The 18,143-nt window shown below is 67.0% G+C and carries 14 protein-coding genes and 2 pseudogenes; 9 read left to right on the forward strand and 7 right to left on the reverse strand.

From position 1 onward, the window contains the following. Positions 1 to 987: 987 nt before the first annotated feature. Positions 988 to 1,374, forward strand: a complete 387-nt coding sequence (locus JEQ17_RS00005) for a hypothetical protein (RefSeq protein WP_200393211.1) — start codon at positions 988 to 990, stop codon at positions 1,372 to 1,374. Positions 1,375 to 1,789: 415 nt separating this feature from the next. Next, positions 1,790 to 2,041 carry a hypothetical protein gene (locus JEQ17_RS00010; RefSeq protein WP_200393212.1) on the forward strand — a complete coding sequence of 84 codons (252 nt, stop codon included), beginning with the start codon at positions 1,790 to 1,792 and terminating at the stop codon, positions 2,039 to 2,041. Between the two features lie 1,610 nt (positions 2,042 to 3,651). Here the strand turns inward: JEQ17_RS00010 and JEQ17_RS00015 are convergent. Beyond that, a complete protein-coding gene (locus tag JEQ17_RS00015) occupies positions 3,652 to 3,837 on the reverse strand; it encodes a hypothetical protein (protein ID WP_200393213.1) in 186 nt (61 codons plus the stop codon). Positions 3,838 to 4,422: 585 nt separating this feature from the next. On the opposite strand from JEQ17_RS00015, the gene JEQ17_RS00020 reads away from it, so the two are divergent. After that, positions 4,423 to 5,028 (forward strand): hypothetical protein, encoded by a 606-nt coding sequence (locus JEQ17_RS00020; protein WP_200393214.1) that lies wholly within the window; start codon positions 4,423 to 4,425, stop codon positions 5,026 to 5,028. A gap of 269 nt (positions 5,029 to 5,297) precedes the next feature. Here the strand turns inward: JEQ17_RS00020 and JEQ17_RS00025 are convergent, their stop codons facing one another. Next, positions 5,298 to 5,861 carry a GntR family transcriptional regulator gene (locus JEQ17_RS00025; protein ID WP_200393215.1) on the reverse strand — a complete coding sequence of 188 codons (564 nt, stop codon included), beginning with the start codon at positions 5,859 to 5,861 and terminating at the stop codon, positions 5,298 to 5,300. 159 nt (positions 5,862 to 6,020) lie between these two features. Here JEQ17_RS00025 and JEQ17_RS00030 point away from each other — a divergent pair, with 159 nt between their 5' ends. The 3 genes from JEQ17_RS00030 (at position 6,021) to JEQ17_RS00040 (ending at position 7,573) form a co-directional block, all read left to right on the forward strand. Then, positions 6,021 to 6,542, forward strand: coding sequence for a hypothetical protein (locus JEQ17_RS00030; RefSeq protein WP_200393216.1), 522 nt, complete (start codon positions 6,021 to 6,023; stop codon positions 6,540 to 6,542). 88 nt (positions 6,543 to 6,630) lie between these two features. Beyond that, positions 6,631 to 7,128, forward strand: a complete 498-nt coding sequence (locus JEQ17_RS00035; protein WP_234047951.1) for a hypothetical protein — start codon at positions 6,631 to 6,633, stop codon at positions 7,126 to 7,128. A gap of 151 nt (positions 7,129 to 7,279) precedes the next feature. Next, entirely contained in the window at positions 7,280 to 7,573 is a 294-nt protein-coding gene (locus tag JEQ17_RS00040) for a hypothetical protein (RefSeq protein WP_200393217.1), read from the forward strand. Positions 7,574 to 7,724: 151 nt separating this feature from the next. Here the strand turns inward: JEQ17_RS00040 and JEQ17_RS00045 are convergent, their stop codons facing one another. Together JEQ17_RS00045 and JEQ17_RS00050 are read right to left on the reverse strand one after the other, a co-directional pair. Beyond that, positions 7,725 to 7,988 carry a hypothetical protein gene (locus tag JEQ17_RS00045; RefSeq protein WP_200393218.1) on the reverse strand — a complete coding sequence of 88 codons (264 nt, stop codon included), beginning with the start codon at positions 7,986 to 7,988 and terminating at the stop codon, positions 7,725 to 7,727. Further along, on the reverse strand, positions 7,985 to 8,290 hold the full coding sequence (locus JEQ17_RS00050; protein WP_200401210.1) for a DUF6247 family protein: 306 nt from the start codon (positions 8,288 to 8,290) through the stop codon (positions 7,985 to 7,987). Before JEQ17_RS00050 ends, JEQ17_RS00045 begins: the two co-directional genes overlap by 4 nt. A gap of 222 nt (positions 8,291 to 8,512) precedes the next feature. On the opposite strand from JEQ17_RS00050, the gene JEQ17_RS00055 reads away from it, so the two are divergent. Then, on the forward strand, positions 8,513 to 9,253 hold the full coding sequence (locus tag JEQ17_RS00055; RefSeq protein WP_200393219.1) for a hypothetical protein: 741 nt from the start codon (positions 8,513 to 8,515) through the stop codon (positions 9,251 to 9,253). 257 nt (positions 9,254 to 9,510) lie between these two features. Here the strand turns inward: JEQ17_RS00055 and JEQ17_RS00060 are convergent, their stop codons facing one another. Further along, on the reverse strand, positions 9,511 to 11,835 hold the full coding sequence (locus JEQ17_RS00060; protein ID WP_200393220.1) for an NACHT domain-containing protein: 2,325 nt from the start codon (positions 11,833 to 11,835) through the stop codon (positions 9,511 to 9,513). Between the two features lie 278 nt (positions 11,836 to 12,113). Here JEQ17_RS00060 and JEQ17_RS00065 point away from each other — a divergent pair, with 278 nt between their 5' ends. After that, positions 12,114 to 12,656, forward strand: a complete 543-nt coding sequence (locus JEQ17_RS00065) for a hypothetical protein (protein WP_200393221.1) — start codon at positions 12,114 to 12,116, stop codon at positions 12,654 to 12,656. Positions 12,657 to 12,779: 123 nt separating this feature from the next. Here JEQ17_RS00065 and tpg read toward each other — a convergent pair whose 3' ends face one another. Both tpg and tap read right to left on the reverse strand, forming a co-directional pair. Then, positions 12,780 to 13,340 carry a telomere-protecting terminal protein Tpg gene (gene tpg, locus JEQ17_RS00070; protein ID WP_200393222.1) on the reverse strand — a complete coding sequence of 187 codons (561 nt, stop codon included), beginning with the start codon at positions 13,338 to 13,340 and terminating at the stop codon, positions 12,780 to 12,782. A gap of 3 nt (positions 13,341 to 13,343) precedes the next feature. Next, positions 13,344 to 15,469, reverse strand: a pseudogene (gene tap, locus JEQ17_RS00075) (telomere-associated protein Tap). A 263-nt stretch (positions 15,470 to 15,732) separates the two neighbouring features. Between tap and JEQ17_RS00080 the strand changes: the two are divergent. Continuing rightward, a pseudogene (locus JEQ17_RS00080) lies at positions 15,733 to 18,118 on the forward strand (Helicase associated domain protein). Positions 18,119 to 18,143: the final 25 nt, after the last annotated feature.

The raw sequence follows: 18,143 nt of genomic DNA on the forward strand, positions 1-18,143 counted from the left end.
CTGCATAGAGTGAACGCCGCGCAAGCGCGGCGTGAATTCCCGCGCAAGCGCGGGAATTGAATTCCGCAAGCGGAATTCTGAAAGCAGAGAAATTCGCGCAAGCGCGAATTGAAGGAATCCCGCAAGCGGGATTCCTGAAGCTGGCGGCAAGAGGAGGTGCATCACGCGCGGGCCTTGTGTAGGGCTTGGGAATCCCAGCCACCACACCAGCAACGGAAGTGACGGACCGTCGGCACGACAGGCGCCGGCCCCACCGTAGTGAACGGGCTCCGCTGCGCTCCACCCGAACCCCTCCCCGATGCCCCAACTCGCCCCGACTTGTTCGCCAGAGCCTCGCCAGCATACACCGCGACCCGCCGCTTCGCGGCGAGCATCGGCCATGTGTCACCCTGGAGAGCGGAGGTTGGTGCAAGGGTGATGCATCATTAAGCATGGCTGTGTAGAGTCTGGGATCTGACGCCACACCCCCGGGCCACTCCCGCCGCTCCGGGGAGCATTTTCTGATTACGCGCCACATTCCGCGAAAAGGAGAGCGCGGGGTATGTCCGTGAAATTGCGTGGCTACCAGATCGAGGCTGATTCCACCATCGTGGGAGCCGTCCAGGTCGCGTGCGGCAGGAGGAAGTCGGTGCGGGGCGGGTCCAGTTCGCTCAGGGCGTCGAACGGCCAACATCGGCGGGTACGACGACACGCCCGCCAACACTGGCTGGCATCGCGGTACGATCCCGCTTGGCAAGATGCGTACGCCTCCCGCCGACACCAGCGCCCACGCCGTCAGGTGATCGACCGGCCAAGGTCCTCCGGGGCCCGCTTCCCCCCGGCAGCACCTCGATCCGGCGGGAGCGTGGGAGACCGCCAGGAGCGAGCATCCAATGCCCAGGAAGCGAACGACCGCCGCGCAGAGGGCCCGTCAGCGACAAGCCGCCACCGGCGAGAAGTACACGGCCGCTCTCCGGACTGGAGACCAGGCCCACTGTCGTGCACACCATGTTCAGCGCCGATGGCGCGGGCTGGGCACCCATCATCCGGCGGGCGGAGCGCGAGCTGGACGAGGTCTGGCCCGGTCACCCCCAGCCGTACTGGGAAGAGAAGTTCGGCGATCTGTGCTGGAAGAGCTGTCCCCTCGACCAGGGCCGCGAGGTGTGGGCGGTGATCAACCGAGCCACCCGGGAAGCGTCGTCCACGTGCCAGACCTGCCCGTCCCCTGGCCGCAAGCGCGTCGTCTGGGTCGGTATGGACTGGGGTGGCATGCCGTGGGTCAAGACCTGCTGTGACACCTGCTACTACCTGCCGCCGGTACGCGCGCGCTCCGGCTGGGAGTACCAGCGGCGGGAGTACCTGCAGCTCGTCGAGCTGTACGAGGACCGCAGCTAACGGGCGCGGCCGGCATAGGGAGGCGGGGGCTGCGGAATCGTCCGTCGAACCCATCGCCTGGGCCAGGGGCTACTGCTGGAGTGCGCGCACGGCCTGGTGCTCGTCGGTACCGACCAAGGCGGCAGACGCGGACGTATGCACAGCGGGGAGCGAAGACTCCAATGATGGCACCACGTGATGTAGCTGTGGGTTAGCATCTGATGCAGCGAGTCACCTCTGCGCCGCAGTAGCGCGGGCCTTAAAAAAAAGGTCTCGGATGTGACTCCTTGTGTATCTTCCTGTACACAGAGCGTCGTGACTGGTGAAACGGCGAGACGCCGACACCGGTCAGCGAACACGATGCGACGGTCCTCCGAGGCCCCTCCCCGACAGTCGAGGCCCCCCAACCAGGGCTTCATCGAGGCAAGGGCCCGCAGTGACTTTCCATATTCAGCCGCTCAACGGTTTCGTCGTTGTGGTCAGCATCGTCGTCGGCTGCATCGCGTTCTACCGCAGCCAGAACGCGCATACGGGCATGGCCACCAAGGGTGACCTGGGAGTTGCCGTTACCTGTGCTGCTGCGAGTGTCGTGATCCTGAGTTTCCTTTTCGGCCTCGGAGACGGTAGTCCGGCAGAGTCACCCGCCCCATCGCCAGCAGCAACCGTCGGACACGCGCCGGGCGAGTAGGCCCGAAGCCCCGGTCACCACGTGAAACGTCCCCGGCATCTGCAAGGCCGGGGACGGGCGACGATGTACCGGGCGTCGGCCTGGCCCCGGGAAGCAGTTCGGCGAACGCGCCGCGCAGCTCGGAGCTGGCCGCGGTCGGTCGGAAGTCTCGGTTGTCGAGGTCCAGGCGGCACACCGTGTCAGCCAGCCGTACGGCGAGCTCGTTTCCAGCGGCGCGCATCCGAGTTCGGCGCCCGGGACACGCAAGATCGTGTGACTCCCACGGGTGCCGGATTGGCTTTCCCTCCACAGGGGGGTGCAGGATGCGCAGCGGAGCGTTAGGCGTCAACTGCTGGTGCAGTTCAGCGTCGTTGATCTCTTCGCGGGGGGGGGTCTCAGCCAGGGCACGTACCTTCCCGCCCGACCATCGTGGCCCCAGCGCGAAAAAAGGGGAGCCCCGAAGGCCATGCCCGAGCTTCGCTGGCAGAGGGCACGACCGAGGACTCCCCGGTGTCGCGTTGAGATCACATCCGCATGAGCGAAATCACGAGAGATGAATCCTGAAGCGACACCTCGGAACGGTACAGCAAGGGAAATGACATCCCGTCTCGCCCAGGTGGGCCGGGTAGCACCTGCCATCACTGCACTCTTGGCCATGGTCGCCATCTGCCTCCTGGCCGCACTCGGGCACACGGAGCAGATCACTGCTGTGGCGTTGTTCGGCGGAGCCGTCTTCGCCGGCGGCGCGATCGTCCATATCCGTCGCTGACCTCCATGGTCAGGCACGGCTAGCAGCGAAACGTCCCGTCCCCTACAGCTGCAACGCTGGGGACGGGACGTTTCGCTGTGCCGCGCAGAAGTTGATGGACGCGTGCCTGGAGGTCCAGGGCGAGGCGGCGGTGCAGGAGGCCATCAGGGGCTTGCGGACAGTGTTCTAAGAGCAGGGGCTTGCAGCCGCCGGCCCGTGATCCCCGCCGTCAGGGCTGGGGCTGCTGGTCGTCGTCGCTGTCAGAAGCCGCGCGGCCGGACTGAAGGTGACGAAGATTCCGGCGAGTTGGGATGCTCAACTTCGGTCGCCGTTCATCAGGAGATAGAGAACGGTCACGACCACACCTCCAGTCGCCACAGGCGGCCCCGCTGCAGGATGTTGGTAGGTGACGTAAGCCGCCATCATGCCGGCGAGAAGCAACACCGTCACGCGAAGATCATGAGGCCCACTCATACCGCGCCCTCCGAGCTGCTGGAGAGGGCGACAGCCGTGTTTGATGCGGTGCTCAAGAAGCAGCGCAGCAGCAACTTGTTCATATCCGACCCTTGAGGGGGCAGCCACCGTGCGGGCCCGATAGCTGCCCCCAGAGTTGAGTGGGGCTTCTGTCAGGTCAGATACGTCACGTGGCGGGTCGAAACGCAAGCACCGGGCCTACCCGCGGGCAACCAGTGCAGGGTGTCCGTCGGTGGGCGCTCAACCTCTGGAATTGGCGGACCCGTTCGGGAGCTGCCGAGCGACGACGACCCTATGTCGGACCACAGTCTGCCGCAGTTCCGTACGTTCCGCGGACAATTTCACCAAACACCACCGTCAAAACGCTGCAGCCCTCTCTAAGTGCGGGATCGGGCTGCGGTCTTCACCATTACGGCATCGCCGGGACGGGCCTGGCGCTGTTGTGCGGTGCGGACAGCAGTCCGTGGCGCCGGAGGACCTGGGCGCGGCCGCACCAGGCAGTGCAGAACTTGCGGAGCCGGCGGGTGGATTCGGGCAGGGGCTGGATGCACACCAGGCAGCCGCCGGGCCCGGCGGCGCAGCAGCTGCCGGACACGCTCGGTCTCCTCCTCCGTACCGAAGTACCGGGGCGTCGGCCTGGCCCCGGCATCCGGTGAGCAGTTCGGCGAACACCCGCGCAGCTCGGTGAGTTCGCAGCGGCAGGAGCCCAGCGGGCGAGGTAGTCGTCGACGGGCCAGGAGATGAGGATCCCGGAGCGGGTGAGGTAGAGGCCGACGGTGTCGATCCAGTACCGGTCGGCGGCATCGAGCAGCAGGTAGCCGGTCAGCTGCCAGTGGTGTCGGAATCCGTCAACAGAACCACGGCTTCCGGCTCGGGGTCTTCGACACGGTGGTGCTCGCCATGGACATCACTGCGGCGCTGTTCCGCGGCCGGGTGTCTTCGATCCTCGTCGGAATGGGGTACGGGACAGTCCGTAGTCGAGCGCGGCCGCGCCCCGGTCGGTGTTTCGCGTGCGATTGGCGGACTCGCCTATGGACGCACATACTGGTAGGAGCCGATAGGACCATTGGGGGGGCAAGCCGGCAGCCAGCATCCGGTTGTCCGATTGCCCGCTTTTCCCCTTGCGGGGTTGCGATTTGACGCACCGTCCAATGGGGATCACTCCGACTTGGAGCAGACCATGGCTATCAATCTCCCAGTAACTGCCGTAGGTTCCCCGCATGATGTAGTCGCCCCCTATATGGGGCCGAATAGGCTGTCGCCACTTGGAGCAGGACATGAGCCGGTATCACAGAATATCAAGGTCCTTACTTTCTATAGCGGGATGTTGATCTTCGATTTCCCCCGTCAATCCTCGGACACGCTTACCACGGAAGACGTGTTCTCGTTCATCCCCTATTCCGACGGCCTGGTACAAGCGTTCGGAACGCATCCCAACATGCGCGTCGCAGCAACAGTGACGGCATCTTTGGCGTCCTTCAGCACTCCGCGGAACTTCTTGGGGGCGCCGAACACGATAGCGGCTGTTGACGAGATGGGCGCCAAGATCGTACCGCTGCGTCCCAACGAGCCAGCCGGGCGTCACGTCTTGGTCCTCAAGGTGAGGATCGCAGCGCGAAACTCGTTCATCCACCGGGTCTCATATTCGGTCACGGTAAATGTTTCCATCTTTGATCCGAACGCCCAGGAGAACCCGGACGCACTGACGGACCTGGATGCCATCCAGCCTTTCACAAGGACTACGAACCGCTTCCCACCCGTTTCACTTCTGGCGCCGTCTTGGTAATAGGCGAAGAGCTTGGCACCCGCCAGTCCGCGCGCCGGTCGGTGCTCAGCTGCGCGAGCAGCTCGGCAGGACCAACATGCAGATCACCCCAGCGCCGTAAGTTGGCGGCCGCCAACCCCGTGATCCCCGGACCCTCGGGTCGGGTCACCCGTGCCGGGCAGTGCTCCGCGTCGTACCAGACACGCGAGTTGGTGCGGAAATGGAGCTCGTAGCCGAAGACGTCATCACAGCTTCGGCGATGCGCGTGGCAGTTTTCGGGCCGCCGACAGCTACGCGACCTTGAAGACGTCCTCGGCTTCCATCTGTTGCTCGACCTCCCGGGCGGCCCTCATCAGTTCGAGGGCCTCGCGGCGCAGGTCGCTGGCCCGCTCGCGCAGCTGCTTGACGCGCCGGCGCTGCTGTTCGGGGCCGTACTCGTTGACGTACTGCCCGCGCGGCCCCACCAGCAGCCCTTCGGCGACCAGCCGGCGCACCGCGGCCGCGGCCTCCTTGGTGCCAATGTCGAAGCTCTGCCCGATCTCGAAGCGGGTCATGAACCGCTCGCCGGGCAGGAAGCTGCGGTGGATCACGGTGCGGATGAGCCGGTACGCGCGCTCGGTCGGGGACATCGTGCCGACGCTGTAGTGGCGGTAGCCCTCGTGCAGGGTCACCAGCCCCTCGGTGGCAAGGCGTTCCAGGGCGGAGCGGACCACGGCCGTCGTCAGCTGGAGCTGCGTCGCGATCGTGGCCAGCGCGGGCAGATGTGTGCCCGGCTCGGTGCACGAGAGCCGCACCCACCGGCGTACCGACTCCACGTCTTCGTCGCTCGCCACCACGCTGTCCGCAACCGCCATGTCACCGCTCCTTGTCCCCGGCGCTCCGATGCGGGATCCAGCCTGATGGGCCGCGCGACGCGGGCGCCACGAAGTTGCAGCGAATTGCGTGACCGAATCCGAGCCAGCGGTTCCTGCGAGTACTGCCGCCGCGATCCGCCGACTCACTACGGTCAGCGCATGACCAGTGACGGAGTAGTCGTTGACGAGGCAGTCCGCGGGGCATGGGACTCGTACCGGATCTTAGAGAAGCGCACGTCAGAAGAGGAACGTCGGCAGGCGCAGCAGCGTGTCCAGGCCGCGACGGACACCTACGGCCGGGAGGAAGTGTCCTGGGGCACGGTCTTCCTGGTGGGTGTGCTGACCGCGCACATCATCGGCCAGCAGGACGGCGCGGAGGAGGACCGTCTCGATCCGCTCAGTGATCTGATCCCGGCCGTGATCCGCAAGCTGCCCGGCTTCGAACTGGCCGACCCTGCCCAGGTACCGATGGTCACCGGCGTTCTCATGGCCGCGGCCATGGGCATGGACACCGTGGCCTGGCGCAACCAGTTCGGGCCGATCCGGCCGAAGGAAGCCCTGGTGCACAACTTCGTGCTCTGGCTGCTGGCCGACCTTTTCGACAGCCTGGTCGAACAGCCCGGCGCCACCGACCAGCTCATGCGGGAGACCTTCAGCTCCATGGCCAGCGACGCCGGTTGACGGGACCCGGCAGAGCGTCTTGCCACGGTCGAGCTCGCCCGGGCGGCCGTGGGGCCCGACGTCCACGACAGCTTGTAGGAGAAGTGTGATGCCCAAGAAGACTGGCCCCGAGGACCCGTACGGCTACGACCCGCAGACCGACACGGTCCGGGTCGGGCAGCACGACCTGGCGCGGCTGCTGCTGATGTTCCGTTCGGTGGTCCGCAAGCAGGAGCCGGGCAGCTGGGACCACATGAGGGACTACGACCTGTCGTTCGAGCGGCTGGCGGACGCCGTCGACGCGGCCGCTCAGGCCCGGCAGGGCGTCAAGTGGGAGGGCCCTGACCTCCGGATGCGCTGCACCACCACCGATCCCGTGTACGACTGGCCGGACGGTGCCCCCTACGACGGCGGGACGCCGGTCACGTGGAACGTTCCGGGCTACGGCTCCCACGCCGCCGCCGATGACGACAGGCGCTGGCCCAAGGCGCTGTGCGGCTTCAGCTGGTCGGAGGAAGAGGGCCGGCCTGCGAGCGGCTTGCCGGACTGCCGCGAATGCCTCCGCGAAGTCGCGCTCGGCGCCGAACGCCCCCACGGCAACTGGTGATCACTTCAGGCGGATACGCGTTGCCGCCCGGGCGGGGACGCAGCCGCACAGGCAGCACCCGTACCGCTTCGACGACGTCGTCCTGGTCCTGCGTCCGGCAGGCTGTCAGGCGCCAGCGAGCCGGTGCGTCACGCTGCGGAAAGGGGGTCTGGTGACCGGGTTCGATCGTGAGCCGGTGGAGGTGCGGATACCGCGGGCGGCCCTCGATGCCATGGCTGCGGCGCTGAGCGTGCGCACGGTGGCGATGCGCAAGTGGCCCGACGGCATCGAGTGGATGTACCCGCTGGGGACGTGGGAGGAGCCGCACGTGGAAGTGGCGCTCATGCCCGGCGGCGAAGAGGTGTGGATGCGGATGTCCACCGACCGTTCCAGCGTCGTCGTGTGGACCATCGAGCAGTGGCTGGACTTCGCCGGACAGCTGCCCGGGGCGATGCCTCCGGAGTGAAGCGCCCGGAGCAGGTGCCTGGCCGATCGCTCGGACCGACCGTTGCCATGGCGGAACTCTCCGGGCATGAGCCGAGCAGTGCGGGCTTGCCTGTGCGAAACGCCCTGTCCCGGCGGCTGCAGTGCCAGGGGCGGGGCGTTGTCACGTGTGCCTATCCGAACCAGACGATGTCCAGGACGGACAGGTGGCGCAGCGGCCGGTTTGTGAAGTAGATGACGGAGAGCTGGCCGACGGACGCGATGCGGACGTCCTCGCCCTCGGGGTCGCCGGCGTCCCACTGAGGGAATCCCCACGGGTCGGCTGCGGCGGCGTCCAGGACGTCCCACAGCATCTCTTCGGCGTGTTCGGGCAGTTCGGCGAGCACCTTCGCGGCCTGCGGCGACAACCGGACCGCATACGGCGGCTGACCGCTCACCGGCGCCTGCCCCGGAGCTCTTCCAGGTCCACGAAGCCGGTCTCGTCACGGCCGGAGGCGAGGAACACGTCGACCGCCAGCGCGGAAGCGACGCGGGCCTGCCAGACCTGGACGACCTCGTACAGGCGGGCGAGGGAGAACGTGCGGCGGGACTCCTCCAGCGCGGCCGCCCACTCCTGCTCGAAGGCAGGCACCCACCGGTCCGCACGCCGGTCGGCGCGCAGCTGCGCGAGCAGCTCGGCAGGAGCGCCCGGGGCGGGCGCGTACGGCGTGACGGGTGCGTGGTCGGGCTGCACGCTCATCGGCTGGTCCTCCCCGCGGGTCGTACCGCCACCGTACGCGCGGTGCGGGGCGCCGGGAGCGGCCATGGCTGTTCTACTTTCCGAGCTGGCGCCGGGCGCTCCGCTGCTGTGGCAGCACCGCTGTGAGGCCGAGCTACTGCCGGAGACCGAGTGTGGCGATCTGCCATACGGGCATACCAAGGACGACGCTGCGGGGTGTTATCGGGCACGCCAGGGAGAAGCGTGGAGTCGTCGATCAGTGTTGCCGTTGTTTCTGGGATGACTGCATTATTAGTCGCATTCTTAGCCGTTCCTTTGAATTACTGGCTCAACTCTCGGACGCGGCGTGACCGTACCCAGGACGTGATGGCCGGCTACCGCGATCCATTGCTATGGTCCGTACATGACCTACGCAGCCGCTTAGTTTCCATCATGGAAGACGGGTTCCTCGGTCGATTTATGGAAGCGGACGGGGATCGAGCCGCATACGCCCTGCGACACACGATGTTTGTTGTGGCTGAGTATCTCGGGTGGGTAGAGATCCTTCGCAGGTCGGTGAGCTTCATAGATCTTGGCAATCGGCAACGCAACCAGCGCCTGGTAGAGCACCTGAGCCTCATCCGCCAGGTGTTGTTCGCGCGTGACCTTGATCCACCACTGCGGGTTCTCTACGGGTATCAGCGGGCCATCGGTGAACTAATGATCGTGCCGGACGCGGCTACTGAAGGCCGGGCATCTCGATGCCTCGGGTTTGCACAGTTCACTGCTCTCTTGGAGAGTGACCAACAATTCCAAGAGTGGTTCACTCTGCTGAGGCAATCGATCGTTGATTTAGCTGACCACCCCGAGAGAGGAACTAGCCGGCTCAAAGCACTGGAATTTCAACTCGCCGAGCTCATAGACTTTCTGGATCCGGATCGGGTCCGGTTCCCCCTTAGAAACCTTGAAAGGCCGTACTACCGACCCCAGGGGCACAACGGCTGACGAAAACGCATTAAGAGGCCACTCGTGCAGACCCCCTGCAGCCGACTGAAGGCCCCGCGCTGCCGTTGCCGTTCGGAATGGCGACCATCGACACCCAACCGAACGGCAAACGGGATCAGCACCATCCTCATACTGTGACTGGTCGCTCCAGTTGGCTGTGACCGCGCCTCCGTGATGGGTCGGCTCAATGCGGTACAGGCTGACCCTGCACTGGTCGCAGCCGCCACGGAACAAGGGGCCTGGCCGGACTGTCTCGCTCATGAAGGCGGATCGCTGGCGGTCGACGGTGCACGCACAGCCGGACTGGCTGGCGTCGCAACGTCCAAGGCTACGAGGTGCCGCTGGAGGTCGAGATGCCGGAACTGGTAGGCCGAACCGACCTGTCGTAGCACGCCGCGGTGCCGGTGGGCGTCGTCGAAAAACGCCATCACATTCCACGGCAGCTTCCAATGGAGGATCAGGTAGAGGCGGATCAGGAGGAAGCGGCCGTTGGCGGTGCGATTCAGCGCGAGGGCCAGGCCGAGGATGCATCCGGCCCAGAATCCGATCCCGCTGCCAGCAGACATGATGTGGTCGTTCAGGTCCAGAAGTGCGTCGGCCGCCGTGTAACCGAGCGCAATTCCGGGCCCGAGGAGAAATCCGCCCGCAAGGACAGGGACAAGTAAGAACTGTACGAAACTGCGCTGGTCTTCGCGCAGCAGAGTCATCGGCGATGCAGCGGTTTGGACCTCGGCAGGCAGGGCCGTCACCCCAGTGGTGATGGCACAGATGGCGAAGGTGATGGTGGCCCAAGAGAGCCCGGCCAGAGGACCGTAGCCCAATCCCGCAAGGCCCCCGGTAGCAAGTGAGCAGGACAGACTCAGAGCGAGAGCACGCGAGTTGAAGGACCAGTGGAGGCGTCGGGCAGGAACGACGCGGCTTCTCAGGTTGGCGACGCTGCCGATGAGACAGCCGAGTGTGACGTAGATGAAGGCGCTCGTGATGCCGGTTGGCCAGTCGAGGAACAGTTGCCACCAGTCCCACGGAGGATAGACGTGGTCCGTAGGAGGAATCGACAACACGTTGGCGACGAAGTTCGGAAAGGTTCCGAAGCCGCTTAGCCAACTGCCTTCCCAACTGTCGCAGAGCAACCCGCAGCCATTGAAGAAGTAATATCCCCCGCTGTGGAACCTGACGACGGCATGGCCCGCAGCCGAGAGTACGAGCGTGAGCAGGCCAACCATGGCTCCGATGACCGCTGTGAGGACGGGCGCAGGCAGCGCATACCGCAGTTCCCACCAAACAATATCCACCGTCCCGTGCCGTCTGCGCTCCAGGTGATTCGCGACCTTGCGCAGGACGTGTTCCGCTCGGGCTGGCGTCCAATGGCAGGGATGAAGGGAATGCGGGCGGTAGGCGGCGGGGATGAAGGCATTCAGCAAATGGGTGCGCAGGGCGCTTTCGGTGAGGATGCGTTCCGTGTTGCAGAGTTCGGCGGGGTTGGGCAGGTGGGGACCGGCTTCGTCAGGGCGTGGGTTGTAGATCGTTCGGGCCAGGAACAGGGCCAAGGGCGTGGTCAGGACCGTTGCAAGGGGTGAGCCCTGGGTCATTCGGTCAAGGACGGGATTCCAGCGGTCGGCGGCCAGGGTGCCTTCGCCACCGGCGTCCCGGCGTAGATAAGAAGCAACGGTGTCCAGCGAGAGTGGTTCAAGGACGATTCCCGCGGCGCCGTTGAGGCGCTGAGGGACACCTGTGCCGGGTCGTAGCGCCTGGCCGTACTCGGTGCTCCGGGACGAGAGGACCATGGGACGGCCCGGAGGGAGGGCGGCGTTGATGGCGACGAGAGCGGCACTACGACTGGAGGGTGCGAGTTCGTCCAGTCCGTCTAGGATCGGGAGGATCAGGCGGTTGTCCAGCAGAGCCCGGGCCGTGTTCTGCCCGCTGTACCCGGTGTGGTGTTGGCTCAGCGCGGGGTAGTCAGTCGTGAGCCGGTTCGCCATCCAGGCTTCCAGGCTCTGTTTGGGGTTCCATGAGGCGAGCGGGAAGATGACTGGAACAGCGTCCCCCGGGCTGCGTCGATCGAGCAGGCCGAGCAGGAGGACAACGAGCAGCATTGTCTTACCGGCGCCGGGTTCGCCCAGGACGAGCAGGCGGCGTCCGGGAGCGCGACGGGTGAGAATGTCGGTGATCTCGGTGTCGGTGCCCACAAGATCTTCAGGGCGTGCGGCCCACTGGTTCTGAGGGGCGTGACGGCTGGCCACCTGGAGGAGCAGGGGCCAGGGCTCCACCAGGTTCTCATCGGCGGGCTGCCAGGAGACGGGCAGCGGGTAGGGGTCGTTCAGGCGCCGCAACTGGGCCTCGGCCTCCCACTGACCACGTACTGGCAGGGCCAGCGCGTCGGCGAGGTCACCGATCGGCAGCCCGCCCACGTGCTCACGCCGGTCGGCCCGGTAACCGAGCCAGGAGACCGCGAGCGCGGCCGCGCCGACGATCACTCCCAGCGCACCGAAGCCGACGCCGAGCGCGTCGGTGAACTCATCGAGAGGGCCGACCAGTTTGTCTGCGGTCCACCACAAGCCGACCAGACCGCAGCACGTCGACACCAGGCCGACTACACATAGCACCCGCTGGAACCACGAAGCCCCCCGTCGCATGCACCGCATCGTGCCCGACGGACAGAGCGGACTCTGGGGGCTGGTTCGCAATCAACCCAAAAGGGTGACAGAGCGGTTGTGGCCTCCACACCGTTACGGGTCGGCTCGACGTGGTACGACTCGATCGAGCACTGGCCGTAGTTCTCACGGAAGCGCGGTCAGAATCCTCCAGTTGGCCACTCTGAGCGCGCCACTTGGCAGGACACCGTTACGGGCATGCTCTGAGGGTGACTGCCTTGCTGAACCAGCTGCCTGCACTCATGGGTGTCATCGTCGGCGTTCTCGGGACGCTGCTCACGGCACGTCTTAATGACAGAGCGCAGTGGGAACGTGCCCTCTCGGTGCGGTGGGATGAGCGTCGATTGGACGCCTACTCCGAGTTCGGTCGCGCGCTCAAGGAGGTCCACTTACTCGCGCATCGCATCACGGCGGCGTCACGACCCTCGTCGCGGGCGCATCCGATTGATCGGAACACGGGCCTTGAGCTGATCGCCCAAGCGGACGCCCAGCGGACCAAAGCGTGGGAGAGGGTGCTTCTGCTGGGTGACGCCGACACGGTGGCCGCCGCACGCGAGTGGCGCTGGGCGGTGCTGCAGCTGGAACGGGCGGCGCGCGGCATCGCCAGTGATGACTTCGACTGGGTGGCTGCCGTGCGGCGCGCTGACGAAGGCCGGGACCGCTTCTACACCGCTGCCAGAGCCAGCCTGACCGTGGGCGGCGGCGATGTAGCTCAAGCGCGATGGCTCATCGATCGCCTGACGAACTCATGATTCCGACGCAGGGGTACAGGCCGTGCTCGGGACTGAGCGCCAAAGTGGTCAACTGAAACGCTCACTGGCCAACTAGCGCGCTCAGTCACAATACAGGCACGGCCCGCCATGAACGGCTACGGATTAGAAATCAAGATCCAGGTAGTCGATGTCGTTGATTTCGACGTCGGAGAGTCCCGTGGCGCGGCTGCCGCCGTCCTGGAAATAGATTTCCTTGAATCCTTCGGCGATGATCCCACGCATCTGCTGGTCGCTGGCTCCTTGGTCGCGGGCGTCGAAGAGGCGCTGTGCGTAGGCCGGGGGGAGGTGCACGGTGAGGCGGCGGAAGCGGCCGTCGTCGGTGGTGCCGATGGGCGCGGTGTAGCCGAAGCGGGCTCTGGTCTCCACGGTGATCCCGCCGGTGGCGGCGGCTTGGCGCTGGCGGCGTTTGCGTACCTGTGGCTGCCAGCGGGCCCGTACCGCGTCGTCGATCTTCGCGGCGACGTCGGTGCGGGCGTGTTTGCGGGCGCCGCGCCGGTAGCGGTTGACGGAGTCGGCGGTGACGCCGATCGCCTGTGCGACGGCTTTCGCGCTGCCCAGTTGCTTGAGCAGGTAGCCGATCTTGCCCTTGAGTGTCTTGGGCGGCTCGCGGGTGAAGCTCTCGCGGTCGGCGCGCTCGATCGCGTCGTCGATCTCTCCGGCCATCGTCTACTCGCCTTCGTCCAGGACGGCGTCGCCGCCCTTGATGTGGCGGGCCGGGTTGAGGCCCTGCTCCATCAGGTCGACCGCCCACAGCATCGTCTGGACGCCCTCCAGCTTCGCCAGGCCCGGGGTGGGCCCGAGGCGGAAACCACCGGGCTGCGGCTTGCCGGACGCGGCGTAGGGCAGGAAGTCCAGCGGGCTCTCCCCGGGCGAGGGGTAGACGACGCAGTCGGAGAGCACGGCCAGCGGGAACAGGCCGGTCATCCTGGCCATGTTGGTGAGCTTGCGGTGCATGTTCACGCGCGCCTTGGAGATGACCGCGGCGCGGATGTCGGGGCGCCAGGTCGGGCGTTCCAGGGCCGGCCACCGCTCGCCCTGTTGGTAGGACTTGCCCTGCGGGCGCTCCCGCAGCTTGCCCACCCCGCCCTTCACGGTCGCCTTGACCGCGGCCAGCACGGCGGCCATCGCCGGGTCGGTGTTCTTGTGCTGTTCCATCGCCGCGAGGAACTGCCGGTCGTCCAGGTCCCGGGTGACGCCGAGGTCGGCGAGCGTGTCCACATAGGCGGTCTTGAGCCGGTCGTGCCACGGGTCCAGGTACGCGCCCGTCTCGCGGCGCAGGTACGCCTCGATCGGGTGGACGTTGTAGCCGAGCTCCTGGGCGTAGGCGACGGTGTGCGTCTGATACCAGGCCGGTCCTTCGGGGCGTACGCCGGCCGGTGTGAAGGGGCTGGGCAGGCGCGGGTCCACCTCGATGTGGGACAGGTCGACCAGCCAGGAGCCGGGGATCTTCGGGTTGAACGCCGGGGTGTGGAAGTGGTCGGGGGCGGACAGTCCCACGGTGAGGCGGGCGGCTGCGGCGAGGAACGCGGTGTTGAGGTCCAGGCCGACCGCGAAGGGCAGTGTGCACTCCTCATCGGTCAGCAGACCGACGTCGCGGACCCACTGGTAGGCCTCCTCATCGAGGAAGCCGCCCGTCCAGCCGGAGTTCACGACCACGGGTGCTCCAAGGCGATTCTCCGGCGGCGCCGGGTCCATCGGCTGCGTCCCCAGGCTGCCGGGGTTGTGGCCGGGCACCCAGTTCCCGGTCTCCTTCTCCTGCACCGCCCGGGTGGGCGGGCGCAGCGCCGTCATCAGCTCCAGCCCGGAGACGGCTGTGCTGCCGCGGGGGGTGATGACCCGGGTCGCGTAGATGCCCAGGACGCGGGCGATGTCGGCCGGCTCCATGTCCGTGACGCCGGGCCAGGAGCGCTCGTCGAGGGCGTCCCAGGACAGGACCGCGAGCTGTACGCACTGCCGTTCGCGTCCCTGGGCCTTGCGGTAGACCCTGCCCACGGGCCGAAGCCGCGCTGGGTGAGCTGCCACTTCGCGCGAAGGACCTGCTTGACGACCGGGTGGTCGGCGGGCAGGCGCAGCGAGCGGCGCTGCTCGTGGCCCTCCAGGCGCTCGGGGAGCCCGAGCTTCACCGCGGCCGCCGCGGTGAGCACGATGAGCGGATCGGAGTCCTTGCCGTACCGGTTCAGCTTCGCGGCGCCGATGCCGGACTCGCGCAGCGTCCACTCCACCAACTCCACAACCGTGGTCGCGGGGCAGTCGAGCATGACGCCGTCGACACCGTAGGCGGTGCCGTCGCCGTCCAAGACCGCGAGCGGACCGTGCGCAAAACGCGGATCAGTGCGAGTGTTCGGCGCCGCGGGCGTGCGGGCGGGGCGGCGTGACGACACTGCCGGGCGCGCGGCCGGCCGCTCCGGGACGGCCTGGACCGCGGGCTCTTCCACCGGCTCGGCAGTTGTGGCGTCCGGCGCGGCCGCCGGGCCGGACACCGTCTCCGCGGCCGGCTTCGGCGCTGGGAGCGCAGTGGGCGTGGTGACGGGCGGCGTGCCGTGCGCGGGGAAACGGGCAGCCCAGCCGTTCAGCAGCCTCTGGTAGGCCTCCAGACGCGGCGGCTTCGGCTCCGAGCGGCCGTTCTCCCAGTTCTTCACCGACTGTGTCGTCGACTTCAAAGCCTGCGCGAGACGGGCCTGCGTGATGCCGGCGGCCTCCCGCAGCCGGGCACGCTCGGCCGGAGACGGCAGCTGTGGCTCTTCTTCCAGCAGCGCATCGACCGACGCGAACAGCTCTTCCTCGGATGCCATACGTGATTACCTCCACCACCGAGGCTAGCAGGTCTTTAACCCAACATTTAGCCTTCCAGTTAACCTGGACTAAAATGAGGTAGAGTGCTGGCTTGGCATCGCCAGATAGATGATCCGGTTCATCCGGCCCCAGGATGGCGCTCTTGGCAAGGAGTGGGGATGACGGCACGCCAGGTCGCCCGCAACCTACGGGGCAGCAAGGGCACTTGCCAGGAGCGGCTCGACAGCCTCCGGCGGTCCAACGCGCAGGAGAGGGGCAGTTCTTGAACGGGACCAAGCTGCGCAGCCACCAGGTCGAGGCGGTGGCCGCGATCGTGCGCGGTCTGGACGTACCGCCGACCGGCATCCCCCCGAACGGTCTGCGCGGGCAGGTGCACGCCGCGTGCGGCACGGGGAAGACGATTATCGCGGCGGCTTCCGCCAAGCGGCTTGTGCGCGCGGGGCGCGTTCTCGTGCTGGTGCCGACGCTGGATCTCCTGGCACAGACGGTGAGGGCGTGGCACGAGGCCGGGCACAAAGGGCCGGCAGTTGCCGTGTGCTCGCTTCAGGACGACCCGGACCTGTGGAACCTGCGGGTGCGCTCCACGACGAACCCGGTGCAGTTGGCGCTGTGGCACGGGCAGGGGCCGGTGACCATCTACGCCACCTACGCGTCGTTGGGTGTCCTGGCGGAGGCGTTCGAGGGCGCCTACGGCCAGCAGCTGGCCCCGGTGGACCTCGCGGTGGTTGATGAGGCGCACCGGACGTCGGGGGCGATGGGTAAGGCGTGGGCGGACATCCACGACCAGACCGTCATCCCCGCCTACCGCCGGCTGTACCTGACGGCCACGCCGCGGATCTGGGAGGAGCGGCAGAACCGGGAGGTTGCCGAGGGGGGGCGTGACCCGCTGCCGCGGGAGATGGCGGCTTCCATGGATGACGAGAAGGTGTTCGGGCCCGTCCTGTACAAACTGTCACTCGCATCTGCCGTGTCGCGCGGTCTGCTGGCGCGGTACCAGATCATCGTGCTGGAGCTCCAGGACCCGGTCGTCACGCCCGAGCGGCTGATGGGTGAGGAGCGGCGCAGTGAGAAGGTGCGGGGGCAGCGGCTCGGAGCCTTGCAGGCCGCGCTGCTGCACACGATGGCTCAGCACAATCTGTCGACGTGCATCACCTTCCACCACCGGACGATAGAGGCACAGGCTCATGCGGAGGGGTTGGAGCGTGTGGCGGCGAAGCTGCACGCCGACCAGCCCGAGAAGTACCCCGCTCGGATCTGGGCGGACTGGCTGTGCGGGGAGCATGTCCCGGAGCGCCGGCGGGGAGTGCTGAGCAGCTTCGGGTCCACTGCACAGCGGGCCGTGCTGAGCAACTGCCGTGTCCTGGGTGAGGGCGTCGACATCAGGGCCGTGGACAGCGTCGCCCTCCTGGACCCCAAGGGCGCGCCGCACGACATCGTCCAGGCCATCGGCCGGGCACTGCGTCAAAAGCCGGGACAAGGGAAGCTCGCCTCTTTGATCGTGCCGGTATTTCTCCAGCCGGGAGAAAAACCGGAGGACATGTTCACCTCGGGTTCGTATCGGCCTTTGGTGAAGGTATTGGAAGGTCTGCGGGCTCACGATGAAGAGGCCGTGGAGTTGCTGGCGATTCCGCAGGAGCCGCAGAAGGACGTGGCGCAGCCGTCCGAGTACATCGGTCCGCCGCCCGAGGAGGGCGAGGAAGAATCCCGTCTGCTGCTCCGTTTTGCCGCTCCGCGTGACCCGGTGATGGTCGCGGACTGGGTGTCCTTCAACGTGATCGACACGGAGAAGCAGGACTGGGCGCGCGGCTGGTCGGCGCTCAAGACGTTCACCGAGCGTGAGCTTCACGCCAGGGTTCCGTACGGGCACAAGGAGGGCGCGTACCCCCTTGGGCAGTGGGTGGCAGAACAGCGACGGGCTTTCGGGGCGGGGCAGATGACCGGCCTGCGCGCGCGGCGGCTGGAGAAGCTGGGCATGGTCTGGAGCCTCACGGATGAGCGGTTCCAGGTGAACCTGGAGGCCGCGAAGGCGTACTACAACCAGCACTGGACACTCAGCGCGCCCCGCTCAGCCACGGCGCTGGACCGGAAGGTGGGGCAGTGGCTGTCCAATCTCCGCCGGCCGGGCGCGCTGGCCGAACACCCCGAGTGGGAAGCCGCGTTGCAGGAGATCGATCCGGACTGGAGCCCGGCGTGGCCGACTGACTGGCAGCGGCACTACGCCGACTCTGCGGGAGCTGGTCCGCGATGAAGGCGGCCAGGCCGACGTCCTGCCCGGCGTCACCGTGCACGGGATGGACGTCGGACGGTTTGCTGCCAAGCAGCGCCAGCGTGAGGTCTGGGAGGGGCTGATGGACGGGCAGCGCGAGCGCCTGGAGGCCATCGGCGTCGTGCCCCTGCCGCCGGAGAAGGAAACACCGGTGAAGGCCCCCAGGGCGGCTTCTGGCGCGTTCGAGCGGGGCGTGGCGGCCCTCGCGCAGTACAAGGCCCGCACCGGCTCTGTGACGGTCTCCAGGGGCCACGTAGAACAACTGGACGACGGGACCGAGGTCAAACTCGGAGTGTGGATCATGAACCAGAAAGGCCGCCGCGCCAAGCTCACCGCCGACAAGCGCCAGGCGCTCGCAGCCTTGGGGCTTGACTGGGCGTAGCCGCAAAAGCCCCGCAGTTTCCACC

It is taken from the genome of Streptomyces liliifuscus (assembly GCF_016598615.1).
Taxonomy (GTDB): Bacteria; Actinomycetota; Actinomycetes; order Streptomycetales; family Streptomycetaceae; genus Streptomyces; species Streptomyces liliifuscus.

What these genes read in the sequence shown, in the direction of transcription:
- JEQ17_RS00005 (WP_200393211.1), top strand. Translation starts at nt 988, where the DNA reads ATGTTCAGCGCCGATGGCGCGGGCTGGGCACCCATCATCCGGCGGGCG.
- JEQ17_RS00020 (WP_200393214.1), top strand. Translation starts at nt 4,423, where the DNA reads ATGGCTATCAATCTCCCAGTAACTGCCGTAGGTTCCCCGCATGATGTA.
- JEQ17_RS00025 (WP_200393215.1), bottom strand. Translation starts at nt 5,861, where the DNA reads ATGGCGGTTGCGGACAGCGTGGTGGCGAGCGACGAAGACGTGGAGTCG.
- JEQ17_RS00030 (WP_200393216.1), top strand. Translation starts at nt 6,021, where the DNA reads ATGACCAGTGACGGAGTAGTCGTTGACGAGGCAGTCCGCGGGGCATGG.
- JEQ17_RS00035 (WP_234047951.1), top strand. Translation starts at nt 6,631, where the DNA reads ATGCCCAAGAAGACTGGCCCCGAGGACCCGTACGGCTACGACCCGCAG.
- JEQ17_RS00050 (WP_200401210.1), bottom strand. Translation starts at nt 8,290, where the DNA reads ATGAGCGTGCAGCCCGACCACGCACCCGTCACGCCGTACGCGCCCGCC.
- tpg (WP_200393222.1), bottom strand. Translation starts at nt 13,340, where the DNA reads ATGGCCGGAGAGATCGACGACGCGATCGAGCGCGCCGACCGCGAGAGC.